Consider the following 22951-nt stretch of genomic DNA (forward strand, 5'->3'; position numbering starts at 1 on the left):
TGGGGTCCATTCCGGTAGAGGGCAGAATGACACCCTAAGGGTTTTTGCGATGTCGTTTCATGATATCCAGGACGGTATTTTTGTTGATGCCGAGATCCCGTGCAATCCAACGATATGATCGACCATCTGTCACGGCTTGAATGACCTTTGGTGCAAGCTTATCGGATTTAGGGCGCTGCCCTGGTTGACGGCCTAATTTCTTACCCCTCGCGCGGGCGGCGGCGAGGCCGGATTTGACGCGTTCGCTCAGCAAGTCACGCTCGAACTGGGCAATGCCAGCCAGCATGGTAGCCATCATCCGGCCGTGGGGCGTGGCGAGTTCGAAGGTCATGCCGCTCATAGCGACAACAGAGACATTCCAGCCTACCAATCTGTTGAGGGTGTCCAGCAAGTCCTGGGTCGAGCGGCCCCAGCGGGACAGTTCGGTGACAAGAACTGCATCAATCTTACGAGCTTGTGCAAGGTCGATGATGCGATTACGGGCGCTCCGGTTTGAGGACGTCCCAGAGGCGGTTTCTTTAAAGATGCCAATCACGTCAAAGCCACCGCGTTCGGCAAAGGCTGTCAACTCTGCCACCTGCCGTTCGCAGGACTGATCCGAGGTGGAAACCCGGGCATAGATGGCGGCGCGCTGTCCCAATTGAACCCCCTTGGATTTAGGTCTTGTAAGGCGTTGATTTTGTTGAGGTCAAAATTGTCCTAAACAAACTAATGACTAACAAGGACAATGCACCATGCCAAGACGCTCCATTTTGACCGAACGACAGCGCACAAGCCTGCTCGACCTGCCAACCGACGAGGTGACGATCCTGCATAATTACACGTTGGCCGACGATGACCTTGACCACATCAACGAACGACGTCGGCCGGAAAACCGGATTGGTTTCGCCTTGCAGCTCTGCGCCTTGCGCTATCCTGGTCGATTTCTATCTTCCGGTGAAGTCATCCCAGAGCAGGTCATCCGCTTTATCGGTGCCCAACTGGGTCTGACAGGTGATGAAATCCTGCCCTATGCAGCGCGGCGTCAAACTCGGCAGCAACATCTGCACGCCCTGCGAGCGATATACGGTTACAAGATGTTCGCTGGTCGTGGCGCGCGTGATCTGAAAGGCTGGCTCGAACGCGAGGCAGAAACCGCTCGATCAAATGAAGACCTTGCCCGGAGGTTTATCGAGGAATGCCGCCGCACCCAAACGGTCCTGCCCGGTGTGTCTGTCATCGAACGCCTTTGCGCTGACGCGCTTGTTGCCGCTGAGCGGCGGATAGATGGCCGGATCGTGGCTCATCTCGATGAGGGGTTGAAGGGCCAGTTGGATAATCTGTTGACGGACATGGTTGATGGCACTGTCAGCCGGTTCATCTGGCTCCGGCAGTTCGAGGTGGGGAAAAACTCAGCGGGTGCCAGCCGCCTTCTGGATCGTCTGGAATTCTTGCAGGGTTTGGGGGTGTCGCCTGTTATTCTGGAAGGAGTGCCGCCCCATCGGATTACACGCCTGCGTCGTCAGGGCGAAAGGTACTTTGCGGACGGTCTGAGGGACATCACCAGCGATCGGCGCCTTGCCATTTTGACGGTCTGCGCGGTGGAATGGCACGCGGGAATCGCCGATGCGGTGGTTGAGACCCATGACCGGATCGTAGGCAAAACCTGGCAGGAAGCGAAGAGACTTTGCGACGCGCGTATCACGGAAGCGAAATCCGCCCTGCGCGACACGCTTTGCTCCTTCAAAAACCTGGGGGCGGCGCTTTTGGAAGCCAAGGGGGATGAGGCATCTCTTGATGTGGCGACCGAAACGTCCTGTGGTTGGCTTCAGCTGGAAGGCCTTGTGGCAACCGCGGCAGAGTTAACGGATACGATGGCCGCTGATCCAATCGCCCACGTCGTGCAGGGGTATCATCGGTTCCGGCGATACGCACCACGCATGCTGCGAGCTTTGGACATCCACGCGGCCCCTGTGGCGCTGCCTTTGATGCAAGCGGGACGAATTGTTGCAGATGGCCGAAATGGCAAACACCAGTCCACCAGCTTTTTGCGGCGGAGTTCAAAATGGCACCGCCACCTCAACACTGAGGCGGATGATGATCACCGGCTTTGGGAGGTGGCCGTTTTGTCTCATCTCCGCGAAGCGTTTCGATCGGGTGATATCTGGTTGGCGCATTCACGGCGCTATGCCGACCTGAAACAGGCTTTGGTGCCGATTGAGGCCGCACGGGTAACGCCAAGATTGACGGTCCCATTCGATCCGGAAAGCTGGCTTGCAGATCGCAAAGCGAGGCTGACTGATGGGCTTGACCGGCTGGCCAAGGCAGCGCGGTCTGGGGCCATTCCCAGCGGTTCCATAGAAAACGGCGTTCTGAAAGTTGACCGGCTGCCCGCAGCCGTGCCCGAGGCAGCAGAGGCTCTGGTGCTTGATCTCTATGACCGTCTGCCCGCCGTGCGTGTCACCGATTTGCTGCAGGAGGTCGATGAAGACATCGGCTTCACGGATGCCTTCACGAACGTGCGCACTGGCTCCCCCTGCACGGATCGCATTGGGCTGCTGACCGTATTGCTGGCCGAGGGGTTAAACCTTGGGTTGAGCAAAATGGCCGAGGCCACCAACACCCACGATTACATGCAGCTCTCGCGCCTGTCGCGATGGCACATCGAAAGCGATGCCATCAACCGGGCGCTCGCAGTGGTGATCGATGCGCAAGCGAACCTGCCCATGGCCAAGTTCTGGGGTGGCGGCGTCACCGCGTCCAGCGACGGACAATTCTTCCCCGCCGCGAGGCAAGGTGAAGCGATGAATTTGATCAACGCCAAATACGGATCTGAACCAGGGCTAAAGGCTTACACGCATGTCTCCGATCAGTTTGGACCCTTCGCAACGCAGAACATTCCCGCCACCGTGAGCGAAGCACCCTACATCCTGGACGGGCTCCTGATGAACGAAGCGGGCCGAAAGATCAAAGAGCAGTATGCCGACACCGGTGGCTTCACCGACCACGTCTTTGCCGTCACCTCGCTGCTGGCCTTCCGGTTTATTCCGCGCATACGGGACCTCCCCTCGAAACGGCTGTATCTCTTCGACCCGGCCGCCGCGCCAAAGGAGCTGCGCGGTCTGATCGGCGGTAAGATCAGAGAGGGCCTGATCATCCAGAACTGGCCGGATATCCTACGCGCCGTGGCCACGATGGCAGCGGGCATCATGCCGCCCAGTCAGTTGCTCAAAAAGTTCGCAGCCTATCCACGCCAGCACGAGCTGGCACTTGCCCTGCGTGAAATCGGCCGCATCGAGCGCACGCTCTTCATCGTCGACTGGCTGCTTGATGCCGACATGCAGCGCCGTGCCCAGATTGGTCTCAACAAGGGCGAGGCCCATCACGCCCTGAAAAACGCCCTGCGCATCGGGCGGCAGGGCGAAATCCGCGATCGGACCGTCGAAGGTCAACACTACCGTATGGCAGGGCTGAACCTGCTGGCGGCCATAATCATCTACTGGAACACCAAACGCCTCGGGCAGGCAGTGGCGGCACGAAAACGCGTCGGACTCGATGACTCTGACGAGCTTCTGGGGCACATCTCGCCTCTCGGATGGGCCCACATCCTCCTCACAGGCGAATACAGGTGGACAAAGCGCACCGTGGCCGCCTTGTGAGACAATCCTGCCCCGTACTGTCATGTGAAGTAATCACCCCCTATATCTTGCCAACTTCGCAGGCTGTTGCAGGCATCCGTCCAGTGTGACGCCCTGGGCGGGCTCACACCGCGCTCAACAGGCAAATACAGGCGGCGAAAAACAGTGCCCAAGGGCCTTAGGGTGTCATCCTGCCCCCTACCGGAATCTACCCCAGTACTGTCCATGACCAGTTGCACTGGTTTGTCGCTCTTGGATTTAGGCTTAGGGCGGAACGTCAGCCCATTGCCACGGCGCGACAGGGTGGAAAAATCCGGCACTGCGATCGCAACCCCCAGCAGCCGCGCAATAGAGCGCATCAAGCCTTGGGTTTGACGCAGAGGCTGCTTGAAGACTAGACCCAGCGTCAGGCACATCTCGATCGCCAAATCAGAATAGTGCGGCTGTCCGCCGCGCGTGGTACGGCGCGGCGCCGACCACAAGGAAAGTGCGTCTTCGCTGATCCAAACTGTCAGATCACCACGCTGCCGTAGACCTTCATTGTACTCAGGCCAATTAGTCACCCGATGCTTATGCTTCGGGATCTTGTCACGATGAGCGGCGTTGAACTTGTGCGGCATCTACAGCATCCTGAAACGAACAGAATGCCTCGATATCAGCTGTGCGACGATCCCTGCAACAAAGCCGCGACGCTGCATCTTGTGGTGGAGCGTGCGGATGTCCCCCACGACTTGTTGCGCAACAGGTTGAGCCTGACTGCGTCAGAGGCGTGCGTACGTCTGTTGGGCAGGCCCGAAAGGGCCGGGGATCTCCGAGACGCAGTACATCTGATGCGGCCGGGCGACCAACCTGGACCGGCGGGGGCGATCTACCTTCAATGGCAGCGGTCGGTGGCGCGACCGATTTCGGTTGGGGCGCTGCAGCGTGCTTTACCATCAATCTCTGCTGAACAGATCGCCACGTTGCTGGATGCGGGGCAGGGTGGGCCAGTCATGCGCGCCGCGGTTGTGCTGGAAACGGTCCTAGCTACGCATCCGCGTGAGGAGGTCATGGCCTTGATCGTTGCCGATGCCGTCTTGGCGCAGTCTTTGGGATGGACCCACGTTCTGCCGCTTCTGGCGGTGGTGTTGAAATCACGCGATCTGCGCAAACGGGGCACGGACCTGCAGTTGGCCTGTCATAAAGCGTTGGTTTCTTCGATCGGTGCAACGCTTCCGGTTGTGGCCGATCTGACCCGCCGGGCGGCTCATCTGCGGGCCGTCATTCCAAAGCTGCGAGCCAAGGGGGCAGGGGATGCTGTCGCCTTGTTTCTGTCCAATGACGCGCTAATGCCTACGGCGCTGCCGCTGAGCGACCGTGCAGCGCGGCGGCTCTGTGATCGGTTGGTGGATCTGGGCGTGGTGCGGGAATTGACCGGGCGCGACACCTTTCGATTGTACGGGGTCTGAGATGGCAAAGGATCGGCCTGACGCAGATATTGACCGCGAGCTCGAGGAGCTACCGCCTGAACTGCGTTGGCGCGAATGGATGTGCCGGATCGAGGCAGTGCTGTTTGCAAGTGCTGCGCCGGTCCCGCGCGAAGACTTGGCCCGTGTCGTGGGGCAGGGGGGTTCAGTTGATCTGTTGATTGAAGATCTCATCGCGGATGTGGCCGACCGGCCCTATGAGGTTGCGGCCGTTGCTGGAGGGTGGATGCTGCGGACGCGTGCTACATACGCCGCTGTGATCCGGGCTGCGGCGGATGTGGGCGGACAGGATTTGGATTTGCGCGAATTTGACGTCGCCGTGCTGGCTGCCGTGGCCTACAACCAGCCGATTACGCGTGATGGGTTAAAGGACATTTTTGGCAAGGAGATCAGCCGCGATTTGATTGGCCGACTGCATACCCAAGACCTGATTACCACTGGGCCGCGCAGTCCGCGTCGTGGTGCTCCGTACACCTTCGTGACGACGGAAAAATTCCTGGTGGCGTTTGATCTCGAAAGCTTGCGCGATCTGCCAGATCGAGAGCAGCTGGACGATGCCGGGGTGGGCGTCATTGATGAATAATGCCTGCTGGGTCACAAGGCACGCGATCTGATAGTATCTTAGGTGAAGCAGGGTGAGCGCGGTAATGATCGACAGAGATTACGTGTGTTTGCACAGCGCAGAAAACGTATATCTGTACATCAATGATGACATGTACGGTGCCGTTTTTTTCTTGATAGGTGTTGATTGTCACCGAGAACTGACCCGGCAACTGTAGAAATTGTCATTGAGAATTGACCCATGTGCAACCTTGCCCCTGCTTGAATCAGCTGGGAGCTATTGGAGTGTTAGACATGGGATTTCTGAGGATTATTCGGAAATGGGCTCTGAGAGACAAGATGCCCATCCGCGAGATTGCGCGCCGGACAGGGGTGTCTCGCAACACGATCAAGAAGTATCTGCGGACAGGGATAGTTGAGCCCGAGTTCCAAATTTTGGACCGACCGAGCAAGTTGGACCCTTACGCTGAGAAGCTGACAGGCTGGTTGCTGTCTGAGCAGCGTAAATCACGGAAGGAACGGCGAACGGCCAAACAGATGCATGCGGATCTGGTTCAGCTCGGCTTTGATGGCTCATATGAGCGTGTCGCGGCCTTCGTGCGGAACTGGAAGGGCGAACGACAGCGTGCTCAGCATACGACTGACCGGGGTGTTTTCGTGCCGTTGGTCTTTCAGCCGGGCGAGGCGTTCCAATTTGATTGGAGCGAGGACTGGGCCTATGTCGGGGGCGAGCGCCTCAAGCTTCAGGTCGCCCATATCAAGCTGTCGCACAGCCGCGCATTTCTGGTGCGGGCCTATCTGCTGCAAACGCATGAGATGCTGTTCGATGCCCACTGGCATGGCTTTCGGGTGTTTGAGGGTGTTCCGGGGCGTGGGGTCTATGACAACATGAAGACAGCCGTTGACCGGATTGGTGTCGGCAAGAAGCGCGATGTAAACGCACGGTTCCTTGCGATGACCAGCCATTATGTCTTTGACCCTGAGTTCTGCAATCCTGCGGCAGGGTGGGAGAAAGGTCAGGTTGAGAAGAGTGTGCGCGACGCCCGCCATCGGCTTTGGCAACTCATGCCCGCCTTTCCGAACCTCAATGCGCTGAATGAATGGCTGGAGGAGCGCTGCAAGCTTCTGTGGGCCGAGACACCGCATGGCAGATTGCCTGGCAACATTGCGGATGTCTGGGACGCCGAGAAGGCCGCGCTGATGCCACTGCCCACAATGTTTAACGGCTTTGTCGAGCAGAGCAAGCGGGTGTCCCCCACTTGTCTAATAGCATTCGACCGTAATCGCTACTCAGTGCCTGCCAGCTTTGCGAACCGTCCTGTCAGTCTCCGCATCTATCCTGAACGGCTGGTCATCGTGCTGGAAGCGCGCCTTTGGCGTGACGTCGCCGAAGGCTACGTGGTCTGCACGCATGAGCGCATTATTGAACGCTCACACCGTCAGCCAGGGCGCGTTATTTATGACTGGCACCATTATCTGGCGGTGGTTCAACGCAAACCCGGCGCGCTGCGCAACGGGGCGCCCTTCGTTGAGATGCCAGAAGGGTTCCGGAAGCTGCAGGATCAGATGTTGCGTAGGCCAGGTGGTGACCGCGTCCCTCTCATCGATACTGCGTATCGACTGCCGGTCAGTGGATGGTCGACGTCCTGTCCTTGGTGCTCCACCATGACGAACAGGCCGTGCTTTGCGCAGTGGAAATGGCGCTGGAGGCGGGCGTGCCAACAAAAACCCATGTGTTGAACCTACTTCACAGGCTGGTGGATGGCGCACCGATAGACCAGCCTGATGTGACCCCGCCTGCGGCCCTTTCTTTGAATAAGGAGCCCGAGGCCAATGTCGCACGATATGACGGGCTACGCACCACGGAAGGAACTCGTCATGCGTCATGATCCCGCCGGTGCTGCCATCGTCATCATGATGCGCAGCCTGAAGATGCCGGGCATGGCACAGGCCGTGCAGGACCTGCATGAGCAGGGATCGCCCGCTTTCGATGCAGCGATCCCCATGTTGTCGCAGCTGCTTAAGGCCGAGATAGCTGAACGTGAGGTGCGTTCCATCGCCTACCACATGAAGGCAGCACGCTTTCCGGCATACAAGGACATCTCTGGCTTCGACTTTGGCGCCAGCGAAGTCCGCGAAGCATTAGTGCGCCAACTTCACCGATGCGAGTTCATGGACGCGGCTGAGAATGTAGTGCTGATCGGGGGGCCTGGAACGGGAAAATCGCATGTCGCTACCGCCCTCGGCATTCAAGCAATCGAGCATCATCGCAAGCGTGTGCGCTTCTTCTCCACGGTCGAGTTGGTCAATGCGTTGGAGCAGGAAAAGGCCCAAGGCAAGGCAGGAAAAATCGCCGAGGTGCTGGTGAAAGCCGATTTGGTGATCTTGGATGAGCTGGGATATCTGCCGTTCAGCGCTTCGGGTGGCGCGTTGCTGTTCCACCTTCTGAGTAAACTCTACGAGCGCACCAGCGTCGTCATCACAACCAACCTGAGCTTTAGCGAATGGGCCAGCGTGTTCGGTGATGCAAAGATGACCACCGCGCTCCTCGACCGCCTCACACATCGTTGCCACATTCTCGAGACCGGCAATGACAGCTACCGGTTCAAGGCCAGCTCCGCGACAGCCAAAAAGAAACGAAGGGAGACAGCGGCATTGACGCCATCATAACGCAAAGAACATAACAACTGGGTGGGTCAAGTCTCGGTGACAATGCCGGGTCAGTTCTCGGTGACAATCAACAAAGCAAGTATCTATGGCGCGCTTACTAACTAAGTTTAGGGCTGTGGTGGAGTTTTACGAATACCCTGTCTTTCCAGGATACGTGTATCCCCGTCCGACAGCAGCTCAAGCAAAGAAGCACGCTTCAGCGCAGTATGAAATGTTCAAAGATCGCGCTGCTCAGATTACAAACCAATAACAATTTTTTGCTGGTCCTTCATTGGGCCAGCTTCAAATCTCATGAATGGAGAATGCTCATGACAGATAACGCTGGAAAGCCTGTTGCGGTCCGTAAGGACAAGGACGGCGACATCACACATGTTAAGTTCAAAAACCGAGACAGAATGACGCCGGTAGATCAAGCTGTAAACATGACGAAGCAGGGCAAGACCGATGGCATTCGCGTCAACAAAACAGGCGGTGGCAAAGAATATGTTCAAGACATTCCTGACGCCTCCAAGAAGGACAATTTGGCTAACCTTCCCGAAAAGTAAGTTACGGCGGGTGGCTGGCAAATCGGGATCAGATTTCAGCTACTCGCCACAAACGCCCATCATCGACCTGTGCCAAAAGTTCAACGCGATTTAACTCGCGCTCGCTCATCATCACCCATCCCATGTCCGATCTCCCGTTGCTCGTTTGTACAAGAGAGTGACATTCCTGAATTGCACAGGGGTGACATTATCGCTTTGCGGCTACACAAGTCATGTTGCATAAGGTTCATTATGAAAAATACGGCAAGTACTCCCTTATAGGGCAGGGTGCATTGACTCCCAATAAGCAGAGCGCGCGCCCGCAGATCTGAACAGACAGGCTGTCCACCCGACTTCGTCCTGCGCGGCGCCGGCCACAAAGCGAGCGCCTCTTCGCCAATCTAAACCGTAAGACCCTCTCGCCGTCGCAAGCTTTCATTGTACTCAGCCCAATTCGTCACCCGATGCTTCTGCTTGGGGATCTTGTCACGGCGATCAGTGTTGAAGTTGTGCGGCATCTACAGCATCCTGAACGGAAAAGTCCGCACCCGATATCAGCTGAGCGGGGAGCCATGCAGCAAGGCCGTACTGATGCGAGTAAAAATAGTGAACAAAGCAGACCGCCCGTTGCTGACAAACAGCCACTGGGGCGTTTACCAACCTGAAGTTGTCGAAGGGCGGTTGCGTGGACTTCATCCTTTTAGCGAAGATATCGATCCATCGCCCATTGGGCCGGGGATGGTTGATGTAATTGACGGGCCCACCCGGATCACGTGTCCGATGGTGCGGCAAGGGTGGCTGGAAGGTCGGCGCAAAACAGGAAGAGGCGATGAGCCCTTCGTCAGGGTGAGCTGGGAAGAGGCTAACGCGCTTGTTGCTCAAGAACTGGAACGGGTGCGCAGCGATTTTGGCAATCAGGCGATTTTTGCCGGATCATACGGGTGGGCTAGTGCCGGACGGTTCCACCACGCTCAGAGCCAGCTCAAGCGGTTTCTGAATTGCATCGGTGGCTTCACCAAGTCAGTTAATACCTATAGCTATGCCGCTGCCGAAGTTGTGGTTCCGCATGTTCTCGGCTCATTCATGGGCATGGTCTCCAATACAACCAGCTGGGGGTCCATTGCACAAGATTGCACGCTCTTTGTAGCCTTTGGCGGGGTTGCTCTGAAGAACGGGCAGATTTCGCCCGGCGGCACAGGGCGACACATTCTACAAGCTAGTCTGCGCAGTGCAAAAGCGGCGGGCGTAGACTTCGTGAATATCTCGCCACTGCGGGGTGATTTGATGGAGGAGGTCGGCGCAGACTGGTTGGCCCTGCGACCCTCGTCCGATACCGCTTTGATGCTGGGTCTCGCGCACGAACTCATGTCGCAGAATTTACATGATCAGGAGTTTTTGAGCACGCATAGCGTCGGGTTCGACACATTTTCTAGTTATCTGAATGGCGACGAGGACGGCATCCCAAAGTCAGCTGAATGGGCAGCGGAGATTTGTGATTTACCCGTTCAGGACATCCGTGATCTGGCCCGCCGTATGGCACGCAACCGAACGATGATCGCAGTCGCGTGGTCGCTGACGCGACAGGATCATGGTGAACAACCTTATTGGGCCGCAATTACACTTGCTGCGATGCTGGGTCAGATCGGTTTGCCTGGCGGCGGTATCGGTTTTGGATATGGTGCGGAAAATAAAGTTGGGCTGAGCATGCGGCCATTCCCCGTTGCCACCATGCCGCAAGGTGTGAACCCGGTCAGCGAATTTATACCAGTCGCGCGGATTGCCGACATGTTACAAAATCCCGAAGGCGTTTTCGACTACAACGGCAAGCAGCACATCTATCCGGATGTCAGGCTTGTCTGGTGGGCCGGGGGTAACCCATTTCACCACCATCAAGACCTCAACAACCTGCGGGCAGCTTGGGCACGTCCTGAAACGATTATTGTCAATGACTGGTGTTGGAATGCAAATGCGCGACATGCCGATATTGTATTGCCTGCCACCACAACTTTAGAGCGGGCGGACATCGCTTTGACGCCAAATGATCCGTATCAAACGGTCATGGATCAGGTGATCGAACCTGTTGGTGACGCAAAATCCGATCACGACATATGCAAGGGAATAGCCGCGCAAATGGGGGTGGAGGAGGCCTTTACTGAAGGCAAATCGCCAGAAGACTGGCAGCGTTGGCTTTATGACATAACGCGACAATCGGCAGCGCGGGAACAAATCGAAATGCCTGATTGGGCCAGTTTTCAGGAGACAGGTTGGTTCAAGCTTGCCGAACCGGCCGAACCCATAATTATGATGCAGGCCTTTCGTGCTGATCCCGTGGTCAATCCGCTCAAGACTCCCAGCGGCAAAATCGAAATATTCTCCGAGACAATCGCCGCTTTTGGATATGCGGATTGTCCCGGTCATCCGGTGTGGTTGGAACCCCTCGAATGGCTCGGCGGAACGGTGGACTATCCACTCCATCTTGTGTCCAACCAACCCAGCACAAAGTTGCATTCGCAGCTTGATCACGGGTCGGTCAGTCGCGCAGCCAAGGTGGCGGGGCGCGAGGTTCTGAGCATGAACCCTGAAGACGCCGCCGACCGTGGTTTGGAAAACGGGCAGCTCGTGCGCGTTTTCAATGGACGCGGTGCCTGCCTTGCAGGTCTGACGATAACTGCCGCACTTCGCAAAGGGGTTGTCCAGATGCCCACCGGAGCCTGGTATGATCCCGACGGTGGGCTTTGTCGCAATGGCAATCCAAACGTCCTGACGCCGGACAAAGGCACATCACGATTGGCGCAGGGGCCGATTGCGCTCAGCTGTTTGGTTGACGTTGTCGCTTGGCAAGACGAACTGCCCGCGGTTCGGGCTTACGACGGGCCGGTCATCTGCTGAGTATTTGGACGTACTTTCCCGAGGACGGTTTTTCTCAGAAGTCCAACCCGAGGTCGAGCGTCTGGGCCGAATGGGTCAGCGCACCGGAGGAGATATAGTCGACGCCCGTCGCCGCGACCTCGGCGATGCGCTCTATGCGCATGTTGCCCGAGGCTTCGAGCACCAAGCGCCCCGCGGTCATCGCAACTGCCTCGCGCCGGGCGGCCGTATCCATATTGTCGACGAGGACGACACCCGCGCCGCCCTCGTCGAGCACTTCGGCCAGCTGGTCCAAACGGTCCACCTCGATCTCGGTGCAGATCATATGTGAGGCCACTTGACGCCAGTGCCTGATCGGGCAGAACTCGGCTGCGCGCGGGGCGCAGGGTGAGCAAACTAACGTTGCCTTCGGGACAAACCGGCGCCGAGTCGCCAAGAACGATCATGACGGGACAGCATGGATATTCGACTGAAGGATCATTTCGACGGGGTGACGCTGGAACGCGGGCGCGACTACGCGCAACGCGGTTTTGTCGCTTCGGTCGAACCGCTGCTGGACGGCGCGCTGCGAGGTCGGGTTTCGAACGGACGTGGCAAGAGCTATCAACAACGCATCACCATGCGCCGGGCTCTGGTTGACGGTATCTGCTCTTGTCCGGTTGGTTATAACTGCAAGCATGTGGTCGCGGTGCTGATGACATGGGCGGCACAGCAACAGGAGCACCCCAGCCTCGCCGCGCCGGTGCAGGGCTGGCTCAGCCGGGTGAGGCAGAGCACACAGGCACGGCAACTGCCGGAGGCCCGGCCAGAAGACTACCCGGACAACATCAGGGAGCGCCTTCTTTACGTGTTGAGCCCGCATGATGCGCAGGTGAAGATCGATACCTGCAAGGGTAGAAGCAATGCGGCGGGCACCGCGCTCAACCAGTCGATCCGGCGCTATGATGCGGCGAATGCGCTGCGCGGCGCTCCGGCGAAGTTCATCCGCCCTGTGGATCTGGAGCTGTTGCCGGTGCTGGCACAGGCCCGAATGTGGGAGGCGCATTACAGCTACGGCCTGCCCGACATGTTCCGGCCGAAAGGAGACGATGCCATAGCACTGCTGCGCCGTCTCGGCGAGACCGGGCGATTTCTGCATGATACTGCCCCCGACGCACAGCTGACCTGGTCCCAGGAACGCCCCGAGCCCCGGCTGGGCTGGCGGATGGAACCGAATGGCGGCCAGCAACTGGGCTTCGAGGATGCAAGCGGCCAACCGCTCGATTTGCGCGGAATGGACGGGGCGACGCTCTGGATTGATCGGGAACACGGCCTGTTCGGGGCGCTGGCGCAGGTGGTGGACATCGAGGCGCTGCGTCTCGTCAGGGCGAGCCCCGAGGTTGCCCCGCAGGAGGCAGAGGCACTTGTTGAGGCGCTGCCCGACACGCTGGTGGGACTGCCACTGCCGCCTCCTCGCGTCGTCCGCCAGACACGACGCGAGGCAGAACAGCGGGTCGCCCGGCTGACCCTCGGGGCTGAGACAGCCCATGACGGACCGCGCTATTTTGGCGCTGCGTTGCAGCTGCCGACGCTGACACTGCGTTTTGTCTATGAGGGTCAGGAGGTCGCAGAGGACGACGCCGAGCCGCGCATGGTGCGTACTGGCGAGATTGTTACCCTGAGCCGCGATCCCTCCTGGGAAGTGGCTTGCGCCACTCGGCTGATGGAGGCGGGCGCGCTGCCAGTGGAGGAGCTTGAGCTTCATTGGCCGGGCGAGCGCATGATGGCCTGCGATTTCGTCTTTGCTGAGGGCGAGACGAACCTGCACAGCTTCGAGATTTCCAGTGAGCGCGAGGCGATGGCGTTTGCCTTTCACACGTTGCCCGCGCTACGGCGCGATGGCTGGGAGGTGATCGAGACGCCGAAATGGCCCTACCGCCTGAGCGACGAGACCGCCGAACTCACCGTCGCGACCAAGGTCGAGGTGGGCAATGCGTTCCAAGGCAACGACTGGTTTTCGCTTGGGTTTCAGGTCGAGATCAGCGGTAAGCTGGTGGATGTGGCACCGGTTGTGGCGGCATTTCTGGAGCAGGTCCGCGACGAATGGGAGGATCTGCCTGATACAGAGACGCTTTCGCAGCACCTGGCAGAGCGACCCGTCTATCTGGACCGGGGCAAGACCGGTTATGTCGCGGTGGATCTTAGCCCGCTGGCGCCACTGCTGCATCTCTTTCTAACCCATCATGCCGAACTGGGTGCGCTGCATCCCACCGATGCCGATGTCGCGCGGTTGGCCGAAGAAGCGCTGGCAGGCAGTTCCATTCGCTTTTTCGACAATGTCGGCATCCTGCCACTGGCGCGCAGCCTGAAAGCGCTGGCTGCGGCCGACAGCTTTGTGTCACCCAAGGGGTTGTGCGCGCAGCTGCGCGACTATCAGGCCTATGGTGCGGCCTGGATGGGAAGTCTGCTGGAGGCCGGGTTCGGAGGTGTGCTGGCCGATGACATGGGGCTGGGCAAGACGGTACAGACGCTGGCCCTCTTGCAGGCGCGGCGCGAGGCCGACGCGCCCGGACCGGCGCTGCTGATCGTGCCGACCAGCCTGCTGCATAGCTGGCAGACGCAGGCCGCGCAGTTCACGCCCGATCTGCAGCTTGTGGTCCTGCACGGCACAGGCCGCGTTGCCCGGCGAGAGGCCGCGCTGCAGGCCGATCTCGTGGTGACCACCTATCCGCTGCTGACACGCGACCGTGATTGGCTGGCGGCACAGAACTGGCCGCTGGTGATCCTTGACGAGGCGCAGACGCTCAAAAACCCTGCCTCGCAGATGGCCAAGACACTGCGCGAAATTCCCGCCAAGGGGCGGCTGGCGCTGACCGGCACGCCGCTGGAAAACTCGCTTCAGGACATTTGGACGTTGATCGACTGGATCAATCCAGGCTTGCTGGGGGATCGCAAGGGGTTTCAGACGCTGTTCCGCACCCCCATCGAAAAACATGGCGACACGGTCGCGCAGACTCGGCTGAATCGTCGCTTGCGCCCGTTCCTGCTGCGCCGAACCAAGGAGGAGGTCGCGGCCGAACTGCCGTCCAAGACAGAGATCCTCGAACGGGTTGATCTGCCGAAACCCCAACAGGCGCTCTACGAGACGGTGCGCAGCGCCATGGACGCCCGCGTTCGCGAAGCAATCGCCACGCGCGGGCTGGCGGCGGCGCGGATCACGGTGCTGGACGCATTGCTCAAGCTGCGGCAGGTCTGTTGCGACCCGGCCCTCGTCAAGACGGAAGCTGCGCAATCTGTCACCGACAGCGCCAAGCGTACGCGGCTGCGCGACCTTCTGGGCGAATTGGTCGCCGAAGGGCGGCGCGTGCTGGTTTTCTCGCAATTTGTCGAGATGCTGCGCCTGATCGAGGCCGATCTGACCGAGGCGGGCATTTCTCACTTGACCCTGACGGGGCAGACACAGAACCGCGCGACGGTCCTCGACAGCTTCGCGCAGGGCGATGCGTCGGTGTTCCTGCTCAGCCTCAAGGCAGGAGGCGTCGGGCTGACTCTGACCGAGGCCGACACGGTGATCCTCTATGATCCATGGTGGAACCCGGCGGTCGAGCGTCAAGCAATGGACCGCACCCACCGGATCGGCCAGGAAAAGCCGGTATTCGTCCACCGCCTTGTTGCCGCAGGCACGGTCGAGGAAAGGATCCTCGACATGCAGGCGCGCAAACAAGCGCTGGCCGATGCGCTCTTCGACGAGAGCGGCGCGGCCCCGGACGAGCTGCTGGACGAAGCGACGCTGCAGGATCTCTTCGCTCCGCTGGGCAGCTGAGCGCAGGTGACCCAAGCTCGTGTGAAGACCAGTATATGTCGCTAATCAGCAGCGTTCTGAGGCTGATCGACGCAACACATCCAGAAAATTTCTCTGGAGAAGAGGCTGAGGAAGATGCCAAGATTGAGCGGGAGAAGCAGCTTAAGGAAATGCGCGCAAGTCAACTGGCCCGCCCATTGAGGACCTCCCGGCAGTTTCAAAAACCGCCAGGTTAAGATTCAGTGCTGATGTTCCGGGGCTCCGAAAAGGATCAAGTCGACCCGTTCTTCCCCATCGACATAAGCATCATGGCCAGGGGGTATTTCAAAGAAATCCCCCTTTGTGATGGGGGTTTCTTTACCTGTATCGATCATGCGGACTACGAGCTTGCCTCCGATACAATAGCCGGTGTGGCGCATTGGGCACGATTCTGGCGAGCCCAAAAGGGGCTTCTCGTCTTCTTCCCATGTCCATCCGGGCTCAAAAGTCGCGCGCATGCCGGTTGTACCATCTGCCATGTTGATGATGTCGATTCCACCGCGCTCTTTCATGTCGAGCGAACTATCGGGGGTCTCGAAGCGCCTGATTTCAATTGTATTTCCCATGATGCATTCCCTTTTTGGTTTGAACGGGGCCTCACGCAGCCGGTGAGCGGCAACGTCTCCGCCTCTCTTTTTAGAAGGCAAGCATGGGTATGTGAGTGGCACGAACCGTGGAAACCTAAGTGGAAATCTCGTTCGGAGTTTTCAGACCAGTGACACCTTAGCCGCCAATGAACGAAGAAGTTGCGCTTCTCCGGGAGAAAAATGGAAGGCGCCGAGAAAGCTGTCGATCCCGTATCGGGGCTGCTGGGCATGAATCTCGGCCGCAAGAATTCGGCCCTCAGGCACCCGGTCGGCCAGCGCAAGAAATAGAGAGGCCATTCCTAAGATGTTGATATGTGCGTTTGGACGCGCCGCAGCTTGCGTCGCCCACTCGGCTGCCGCTTCGTACTGACCAAGCCGCAAGTGGGCCATCGCTCTGCTCCCCAGCATTCCGAACATCAAGGGATCGTAGGGGCTGAGCGCCCGTGCCTTGTCTGAGGCCCTGATCGCCTCTTCCGGATCGCCGGTCTGGGACTCGACGAAAGCCAGTGAGTAATGCCCAAGTGCGAAGTTAGGGCTAAGGTCCACCGACACGCGCAGCGATTTAACCGCCATATTGTGCTGTCTGCGCAACCAAAGAGCACGCCCCATCGCCAAATGCGCGGCAGGATCTTGTTCATCGGCGAGCATACTCTGAGTCGCAGCCGAGTAAGCGCTTTCAGCCTCGGTCCCAGGGTCAGACCAGTTCTGGAATGCATTCTGCCAATGAGTGAACGAGAGCCCGGCATAAGCGCGCGAGAAGGTCGGATCGAGGGTGACAGCTGCATCAAAGAAGTACTGCGCGCGTGCGTTGTTCTCTTTTGTGAAGCGATACATGTGCCATAGGCCGCGATGATGCGCCTCCCAAGCGTCAAGTGATGTGGGGGGGCGCAAAATTGCACGGTTTCGCTCGGCCCGCTCAATCTCGCCGGTCAGGGCTGCAACAATACGGTTGCCCAACTCTTCCATCGCGCTCATGAGGTCAGCGCTGGGTGCTTCGCAGGTTTCAGTCCAGACTATTCTGGCAGACTGTGTATCGATCAAATCGATTTCTACTCGCAGCTTGTCGGCACCCCGGTGCATGCTCGCTGTCGCCACGTAGTTAACGTCGAGTTGTTTCCCTGCTTCCACCCCTGAGACGCCGAGCGCAGCGAGTGCGTAGACCGAACCCCTTGCGATGATGGACATGTTTCTTAGCTTCGCCAGTCGCGTGATGACATCGTTCGTCAGCCCGTCAGCGATACCGATCCCATCCTGCGGATCTCGAACCGTAAACGGCATCACGGCAAGCGCTGAGCGGCTGGGACCCGATAAGCATGGCTCCACGTGAGCACTATCAACTCGAGGCGTTGCCGCACTATTGGTCGATCGCGTAGCAGCACCGAGTTCCTTTTTCACATCGCTCCACGTCTTTCGCAATTCGACGACAGAGAGCCCTTCGTCTGCGAAAAGTCGTTCGCTGCTGGTAAGGTGTGTCTCGGCTTCGCCAAAGCGGCCTTGGCTGGCCAAAACGCTGAGAAGCCGATGATGCGGTTCAATCTCGAACGGTGCGAGGTTGAGCCATTGTTCGAGATACTGGTCGATATCACATGATCCAGCCGGTTGCCTTACAGTCAGTTGCTTTAGGATACTGATCTGACATGCCGCAAATCGGCGGCGTTGGGCGATCACCCATTGTCCAGCAGACGGTTCCGACAAGCTCAACTCACCGAGAAATGGTCCGCGAAAGAGTCCTGCCAACTCCTTAAGCCGATCTATTGGAAAGGGCCCGGCTTGCTCGATGGTCATGACTTGGAGCGCGTCAACGACGCAGCCGTCAAGGTCGAGACCTATCCCGTCCGCGTTTGAACAGACACGAGTACGGCGCGGACTATCCAAAATTTTGCGAAGCTTACTAAGATGCCAACGGAGTTCTGCCCGCGGATCATTTGGCCGGTCCCAGAGGAGGTCACAGAGGCGACGGCGGCTGACCTGTCGGGTTTCAGTAACCAAAATCGCCAATAAAGCGCGTAGTTTACGTGAGCGAGCGAAGGCGATTGGTATGCCGTTGTGACAAACTTCCACCGGTCCGAGCAGGCGTATTTCCGTCAGCGGTGTCGCAGTCGGGTTCTCGGACCCAGCGATTTCCACGGTACTTCCCACGCTGCCTCCTACGTCAAGTTCTGTCAGGCATGATACCATGTTTTCAGAATTACTCGCTATTACTCGTGGTGGGCCATTTAGCGGGTCAACGGGACTGACCAAAAGCAAGAAGGGTTTTTGCGAAACCATCTGCGAAAAAACAAAAGGAGAAAATGCCATGGGTGAAACTACATCAATCCGCACGACCAAAGGTCGCGGTCGCGTCTATGAGAGCGTGCTGGACACTATCGGTGACACCCCAGTAATCCGCGTGAATAACATCCCGACCCACGGTGCAACTGTCTACGTCAAGGCAGAGGCGTTCAATCCAGCAGGCTCCGTCAAGGACCGGCTGGCCGTGAACATCATCGAAGCTGCAGAGCGTTCTGGTGCGCTGATCCCCGGTCAAACAGTGATTGAAGCCACCAGCGGCAATACCGGCATCGGCCTCGCCATGGTCTGCGCCCAAAAAGGATACCCTTTGGTTGTGACAATGGCCGATAGCTTTTCAGTCGAGCGGCGGCGCTTGATGAGGATCTTCGGGGCGAAAGTTGTGCTTACACCTCGCGCGGAAAAAGGGCTGGGAATGTACAAGAAAGCGGCTGAATTGGCAGAGAAACATGGTTGGTTTCTGGCATCCCAATTCGAAACCGACGCCAATTCAGACATTCACGAAGCAACCACTGCGCGCGAGATCGTGGCAGACTTCAAAGGGGCGCGGCTCGATTATGTTGTCACCGGATATGGCACCGGCGGAACGGTGACAGGCGTCGCGCGGGTTCTGCGCAAGGAGCGGCCTGACACCAAAATCATCCTAACGGAACCTGCCAACGCGCAACTGATTGGCAGCGGCCATGCACAGCAACGCGCCGCAAATGGAGCGCCTGCTGCCAGTCATCCGGCCTTTGAACCACATCCAATTCAAGGTTGGACTCCGGACTTCATCCCGGCAGTTTTACAAGAGGCGATCGATAAGGGATTTTATGATGAATTGATCCCAATCGCTGGCGCCGAAGGGATCAAATGTGCGCAAGAGCTTGCCAGAAAGGAAGGAATCTTTACCGGTATCTCTGGCGGGTCTACTTTCGCCATCTCGCTAAAAGTTGCCAAGGACGCGCCGCAAGGGTCGGTGATCCTGTGCATGTTACCAGATACTGGCGAGCGCTATTTGAGCACGCTTTTGTTCGAAGGTATTCCAGAAGACATGGATGACGAGGAACTTAAGATTTCCCGCTCCACATCCGGCTACCAGATGGGCTGATGGGATGGATGTTCTCGAAATCGCTTGCCGGCGTGCGCAAGCTTACAGGTCCTCTGTTGCGGACCGCCAGGTAAGGCCTGAACGCGACTATGCCCAGATGCGCGCCGATTTTGATGCTCCCTTCCCGGAAACCGGCTGCCCGGATGTAGAGGTTATTGAGGCGCTGGCAGATCTTGGCGAACCTGGCCTCATGCAGATCACGCATCCGCGGTTCTTTGGTTGGGTCATGGGAGGGTCTGCGCCTGTTGGTGTTGCGGCGGACTGGCTGGCTTCTGCGTGGGGGCAAAACGCGGGGATGCACCATACGTCTCCTACGTCCGCAGCAGTCGAAGAAGCGGCGTCTGGTTGGTTGCTCGACATTCTCGATCTGCCCCGCGATGCTGCCGTTGGATTTGTCAGCGGCGGCACCATGGCCAACTTTACCGCGCTGGCCGCTGCTCGGGGCGCATTGTTGCGCCGCGTCGGATGGGATTGTGAAGCGCAAGGTCTGTTTGGCGCGCCGGAAGTCCATGTTTTCGTCGGAGACGATATCCACACTTCTGTGCTTTCGGCACTCCGGTACTTGGGTTTTGGCGTGCAGCGGCTGATCCGGGTGGATACGGACATGCAAGGAAGGATGTCGGCCGATAACCTGGCGCGGCGTTGCGACGCATGCGACGGGGCTAAACTGATTATCGTTCAGGCAGGTCAAATCAACACCGGTGCCTTCGATCCCTTCACCAAAATTGCGCAAATTGCCGAACAGGCTGGCGCATGGCTGCATGTGGATGGTGCATTTGGGCTCTGGGCCCGCGCGGACCCGAAAATGCGCAGCTTGACCGAAGGCATAGAACGGGCCGACTCTTGGGTCGTTGACGGTCACAAATGGCTTCAAGTCCCTTTCGACTCTGGTTACGCAATCGTCCGGGAGCCGGCAGCGCTGCAAAGTGCGATGGCGATTACTGCAAGCTATTTGCCAGCGCAAGACGTGAATGACCGGGTTCCGTCCTACCTCGTACCCGAGCTGTCGCGCAGGGCGCGCGGTCTGCCAACATGGGCGGTGCTCAAGTCGCTTGGACGCAATGGCATTATTGAAATGGTGCGCCTTCATTGCAATTTGGCACACCAATTGGCTGAAGATTTGCGCGCCGCTCCAGGAATTAAAGTGATGAACGATGTGGTGCTCAATCAAATCATCCTGCGGTTCGGAGATGACGAAGACTGCGTCGCAACGCGCAGGTCGATGTCCCGCGCTGTCATCGCCTTGCTCGTCGACGAAGGCTTGATTTTTGTCGGCGGATCAGACTGGCGCGGCGAGTGGGTTATGCGGATCTCGGTGATTTGCAGCGCCACGACGGCACAGGATACAAAAGTTGCCGCTCAGGCTATACTCGCCGCATGGGCATGTATCTCCGAATCCCAATCTTTCAATTGTGCCCCGCCCAAGTGATCAGGACGGTATCCTCATGTCGACCCAGCGCACTCAGCGACAACTCGCTGCAATTATTTCGGTAGACGTCGTTGGTTTCTCACGTCTGATGGGCGCGGACGAAGTAGGGACGCTGGTTCATCTCAAGCGGTTACACAAGACCATTATCGCTCCCGAGGTCATCAAACATCATGGGCGGATCATCAAGCTTATGGGAGATGGAGCAATTATCCTCTTCTCCAGTGTTGTCGATGCCGTCTCGGCCGCGATTGCTATTCAACGTGCTATGCCCGCCTACAATGCAGATTTGAGCGCCAAAAAGCATATCGATATGCGCCTTGGCATCAATCTGGGAGACGTCATTATTGAAGGTAAAGACATCTTTGGCGACGGGGTAAACGTTGCTGCCCGCATTCAGGAAGCATGTATGCCCGGCGGTGTCGCACTAAGCGCCACTGCATATGAGCATGTCTACGGCAAGGTCGAAGCCGAATTCGAGGATGTGGGCGAACGCGAGTTTAAGAACATCGCAAGAAAAATTCGGGTATTTCGCTGGGCCGAAACGCGGCGTCCCGATCAGAATCGAAAACTGGCCTTACCGGACAAGCCCTCGATCGCTGTCCTGCCTTTCGACAACATGTCCAGCGATCCCGATCAAGAATATTTTGCAGACGGCGTGGTCGAAGGACTAACCGCTGCTTTGTCTCGAATGAAATCATTTTTTGTGATCGCCCGAAATTCTGCCTTTTCTTACAAAGGGCGCCATCTAAACGTGATCGACATCGGGCGTGAATTGGGGGTGGGCTACGTCCTTGAGGGGTCAGTGCAGCGTGCCGGTGGCAAGCTGCGGATCACCGTCCAGCTGGTCGAAACGGCGGCGGGTGCGCATCTTTGGGCCGAAAGATACGACGGCACGGACAGTGAGCTATTCGATCTACAAGACCGCATCACTGAACAGGTAGCCGGGGCATTGCAGCCTTCCATCCAAAAAGCCGAAATTGAACGGGCGATGCGCAAGCGACCGCATGACATGGGTGCCTATGACTATGCGATGCGCGCCATCCGGCACGTCTGGATGCAAGAAAAAGATCAGTCTGCCAAGGCTCTGTTGCTGCTCGAACAGTCACTTGCTATCGACCCCGAATATCCTTTAGCACTGGCGCTCTCGGCTTGGTGCTGGGCTCAACATTCGGTCTACAACTGGTTGGAAGACATCGAAGGGGTAGTGTTGCAAAGTTTAGGATTTGGGTTGCGTTGCCGAGCGTGACGATCCAGACCCCACTCTTTCCCGAGGCCAGGTTAGGATGGACGAGTTGATCAGTTTCAAAGGCGCACAGTACCCGAAATCGGTGATCCTGTACGCGGTTTATTTCTACGTTCGCTTTCCCGTTTCGTATCGCGACCTTGAGGAAATCATGGCCGAACGTGGCGTCGATCTGGATCATGCAACACTCAATCGCTGGGTCGGCAAATATGCGAGCGCAATTGCCGAAGAGGCACATCATCGTAAGGCAACAACGAGGCGTTCGTGGCGGATGGACGAAACTTATGTGAAGGTCAAAGGCCAGTGGACTTATCTGTACCGTGCGATCGACAAGGACGGCAAAACCCTCGATTTCATGCTGTCGGAGCGCCGCGACGAAGCTGCAGCAACTGCGTTTTTCGTGAAAGCCGTCGGCAATAACGGCTGGCCAGACAAGGTCGTGATCGACAAAAGTGGATCGAACACAGCTGGTCTGTTCAACATGAACTGCCTGCTCGTCATGTGCGGCTGGTGTTGGTTGATCACCGTCCGGCGAAAGAAATATCTCAACAATATTATTGAGCAGGACCACCGCTTCATCAAGAAGCTCACCCGCCCAATGCAGACCTTCAAATCGTTCAACTCAGCTTCCGCAACGCTCGCCGGGATTGAAGTCGCGCATATGATCCGGAAAGGTCAATTTCGCCAGGCAGGCCAATCCGGCTTCGCGCAATTCGCCGCATTCGCTGGATAACTGTGTCCAACGGCGAGGCTAACTTCGGATCAGCGAAAACTTTGCGACACTGCC

At 58.0% G+C, this 22951-nt stretch carries 15 protein-coding genes and 3 pseudogenes; 13 read left to right on the forward strand and 5 right to left on the reverse strand.

Going from position 1 to position 22951, the window contains the following annotated elements:
- Positions 1–34: 34 nt before the first annotated feature.
- Positions 35–640: a recombinase family protein gene (locus BM174_RS18730; RefSeq protein ID WP_093925370.1), complete on the reverse strand. Its 606-nt coding sequence runs from the start codon at positions 638–640 to the stop codon at positions 35–37.
- Between the two features lie 94 nt (positions 641–734).
- On the opposite strand from BM174_RS18730, the gene BM174_RS18735 reads away from it, so the two are divergent.
- The gene (locus BM174_RS18735; RefSeq protein WP_093925371.1) at positions 735–3638 is read left to right on the forward strand and encodes a Tn3 family transposase; all 2904 of its coding nucleotides are present in this window, start codon (positions 735–737) and stop codon (positions 3636–3638) included.
- Between the two features lie 20 nt (positions 3639–3658).
- On the opposite strand, the gene BM174_RS18740 is transcribed toward BM174_RS18735, so the two are convergent.
- Positions 3659–4237 (reverse strand): transposase, encoded by a 579-nt coding sequence (locus tag BM174_RS18740; protein WP_245766451.1) that lies wholly within the window; start codon positions 4235–4237, stop codon positions 3659–3661.
- A gap of 72 nt (positions 4238–4309) precedes the next feature.
- On the opposite strand from BM174_RS18740, the pseudogene BM174_RS18745 reads away from it, so the two are divergent.
- From BM174_RS18745 to BM174_RS18770, 6 genes and pseudogenes are all read left to right on the forward strand, one after another.
- A pseudogene (locus BM174_RS18745) lies at positions 4310–5065 on the forward strand (DUF1403 family protein); the annotation flags it as partial.
- A gap of 1 nt (position 5066) precedes the next feature.
- Complete coding sequence (gene scpB, locus BM174_RS18750) at positions 5067–5666, forward strand: SMC-Scp complex subunit ScpB (protein ID WP_093925372.1); 600 nt, start codon at positions 5067–5069, stop codon at positions 5664–5666.
- A 272-nt stretch (positions 5667–5938) separates the two neighbouring features.
- Positions 5939–7533: pseudogene (gene istA / locus BM174_RS18755) on the forward strand (IS21 family transposase).
- Positions 7523–8314 (forward strand): IS21-like element helper ATPase IstB, encoded by a 792-nt coding sequence (istB, locus tag BM174_RS18760; RefSeq protein WP_093925373.1) that lies wholly within the window; start codon positions 7523–7525, stop codon positions 8312–8314. Before istA ends, istB begins: the two are co-directional and overlap by 11 nt.
- Positions 8315–8622: 308 nt before the next feature.
- The gene (locus BM174_RS18765) at positions 8623–8859 is read left to right on the forward strand and encodes a DUF3892 domain-containing protein (RefSeq protein WP_177209537.1); all 237 of its coding nucleotides are present in this window, start codon (positions 8623–8625) and stop codon (positions 8857–8859) included.
- A 570-nt stretch (positions 8860–9429) separates the two neighbouring features.
- Entirely contained in the window at positions 9430–11727 is a 2298-nt protein-coding gene (locus BM174_RS18770; protein ID WP_093925375.1) for a molybdopterin-dependent oxidoreductase, read from the forward strand.
- A 34-nt stretch (positions 11728–11761) separates the two neighbouring features.
- Here the strand turns inward: BM174_RS18770 and BM174_RS18775 are convergent.
- Positions 11762–12049 (reverse strand): annotated as a pseudogene (locus tag BM174_RS18775) (nicotinate-nucleotide diphosphorylase); the annotation flags it as partial.
- Positions 12050–12163: 114 nt separating this feature from the next.
- Here BM174_RS18775 and BM174_RS18780 point away from each other — a divergent pair.
- Entirely contained in the window at positions 12164–15508 is a 3345-nt protein-coding gene (locus tag BM174_RS18780; RefSeq protein WP_093925376.1) for a DEAD/DEAH box helicase, read from the forward strand.
- A 35-nt stretch (positions 15509–15543) separates the two neighbouring features.
- On the forward strand, positions 15544–15723 hold the full coding sequence (locus tag BM174_RS18785) for a hypothetical protein (protein ID WP_093925377.1): 180 nt from the start codon (positions 15544–15546) through the stop codon (positions 15721–15723).
- 3 nt (positions 15724–15726) lie between these two features.
- On the opposite strand, the gene BM174_RS18790 is transcribed toward BM174_RS18785, so the two are convergent.
- Together BM174_RS18790 and BM174_RS18795 are read right to left on the reverse strand one after the other, a co-directional pair.
- Complete coding sequence (locus tag BM174_RS18790; RefSeq protein WP_093925378.1) at positions 15727–16092, reverse strand: cupin domain-containing protein; 366 nt, start codon at positions 16090–16092, stop codon at positions 15727–15729.
- A 141-nt stretch (positions 16093–16233) separates the two neighbouring features.
- Positions 16234–18252 (reverse strand): hypothetical protein, encoded by a 2019-nt coding sequence (locus BM174_RS18795; protein ID WP_218152950.1) that lies wholly within the window; start codon positions 18250–18252, stop codon positions 16234–16236.
- A 157-nt stretch (positions 18253–18409) separates the two neighbouring features.
- Here BM174_RS18795 and BM174_RS18800 point away from each other — a divergent pair, with 157 nt between their 5' ends.
- Genes BM174_RS18800 through BM174_RS18815 form a run of 4 tightly spaced genes read left to right on the forward strand, consistent with a single transcriptional unit; the run spans position 18410 to position 22897 of the window.
- Positions 18410–19492, forward strand: coding sequence for a PLP-dependent cysteine synthase family protein (locus BM174_RS18800; protein WP_093925379.1), 1083 nt, complete (start codon positions 18410–18412; stop codon positions 19490–19492).
- Positions 19493–19496: 4 nt separating this feature from the next.
- On the forward strand, positions 19497–20921 hold the full coding sequence (locus BM174_RS18805; protein ID WP_093925380.1) for a pyridoxal phosphate-dependent decarboxylase family protein: 1425 nt from the start codon (positions 19497–19499) through the stop codon (positions 20919–20921).
- Positions 20922–20937: 16 nt separating this feature from the next.
- Complete coding sequence (locus BM174_RS18810) at positions 20938–22167, forward strand: adenylate/guanylate cyclase domain-containing protein (RefSeq protein WP_093925381.1); 1230 nt, start codon at positions 20938–20940, stop codon at positions 22165–22167.
- Positions 22168–22204: 37 nt separating this feature from the next.
- On the forward strand, positions 22205–22897 hold the full coding sequence (locus BM174_RS18815) for an IS6 family transposase (protein WP_143092496.1): 693 nt from the start codon (positions 22205–22207) through the stop codon (positions 22895–22897).
- The last annotated feature ends 54 nt before the right edge of the window (positions 22898–22951 follow it).

The organism is Sulfitobacter brevis (assembly GCF_900112755.1).
Classification (GTDB): Bacteria; Pseudomonadota; Alphaproteobacteria; order Rhodobacterales; family Rhodobacteraceae; genus Sulfitobacter; species Sulfitobacter brevis.

Excerpts from the sequence above, each read along its gene's own strand:
- BM174_RS18735 (WP_093925371.1), top strand. The coding sequence starts at position 735 with ATGCCAAGACGCTCCATTTTGACCGAACGACAGCGCACAAGCCTGCTC.
- BM174_RS18740 (WP_245766451.1), bottom strand. The coding sequence starts at position 4,237 with ATGCCGCACAAGTTCAACGCCGCTCATCGTGACAAGATCCCGAAGCAT.
- scpB (WP_093925372.1), top strand. The coding sequence starts at position 5,067 with ATGGCAAAGGATCGGCCTGACGCAGATATTGACCGCGAGCTCGAGGAG.
- istB (WP_093925373.1), top strand. The coding sequence starts at position 7,523 with ATGCGTCATGATCCCGCCGGTGCTGCCATCGTCATCATGATGCGCAGC.
- BM174_RS18765 (WP_177209537.1), top strand. The coding sequence starts at position 8,623 with ATGACAGATAACGCTGGAAAGCCTGTTGCGGTCCGTAAGGACAAGGAC.
- BM174_RS18770 (WP_093925375.1), top strand. The coding sequence starts at position 9,430 with ATGCGAGTAAAAATAGTGAACAAAGCAGACCGCCCGTTGCTGACAAAC.
- BM174_RS18780 (WP_093925376.1), top strand. The coding sequence starts at position 12,164 with ATGGATATTCGACTGAAGGATCATTTCGACGGGGTGACGCTGGAACGC.
- BM174_RS18785 (WP_093925377.1), top strand. The coding sequence starts at position 15,544 with ATGTCGCTAATCAGCAGCGTTCTGAGGCTGATCGACGCAACACATCCA.
- BM174_RS18790 (WP_093925378.1), bottom strand. The coding sequence starts at position 16,092 with ATGGGAAATACAATTGAAATCAGGCGCTTCGAGACCCCCGATAGTTCG.
- BM174_RS18800 (WP_093925379.1), top strand. The coding sequence starts at position 18,410 with ATGGGTGAAACTACATCAATCCGCACGACCAAAGGTCGCGGTCGCGTC.
- BM174_RS18805 (WP_093925380.1), top strand. The coding sequence starts at position 19,497 with ATGGATGTTCTCGAAATCGCTTGCCGGCGTGCGCAAGCTTACAGGTCC.
- BM174_RS18810 (WP_093925381.1), top strand. The coding sequence starts at position 20,938 with ATGTCGACCCAGCGCACTCAGCGACAACTCGCTGCAATTATTTCGGTA.
- BM174_RS18815 (WP_143092496.1), top strand. The coding sequence starts at position 22,205 with ATGGACGAGTTGATCAGTTTCAAAGGCGCACAGTACCCGAAATCGGTG.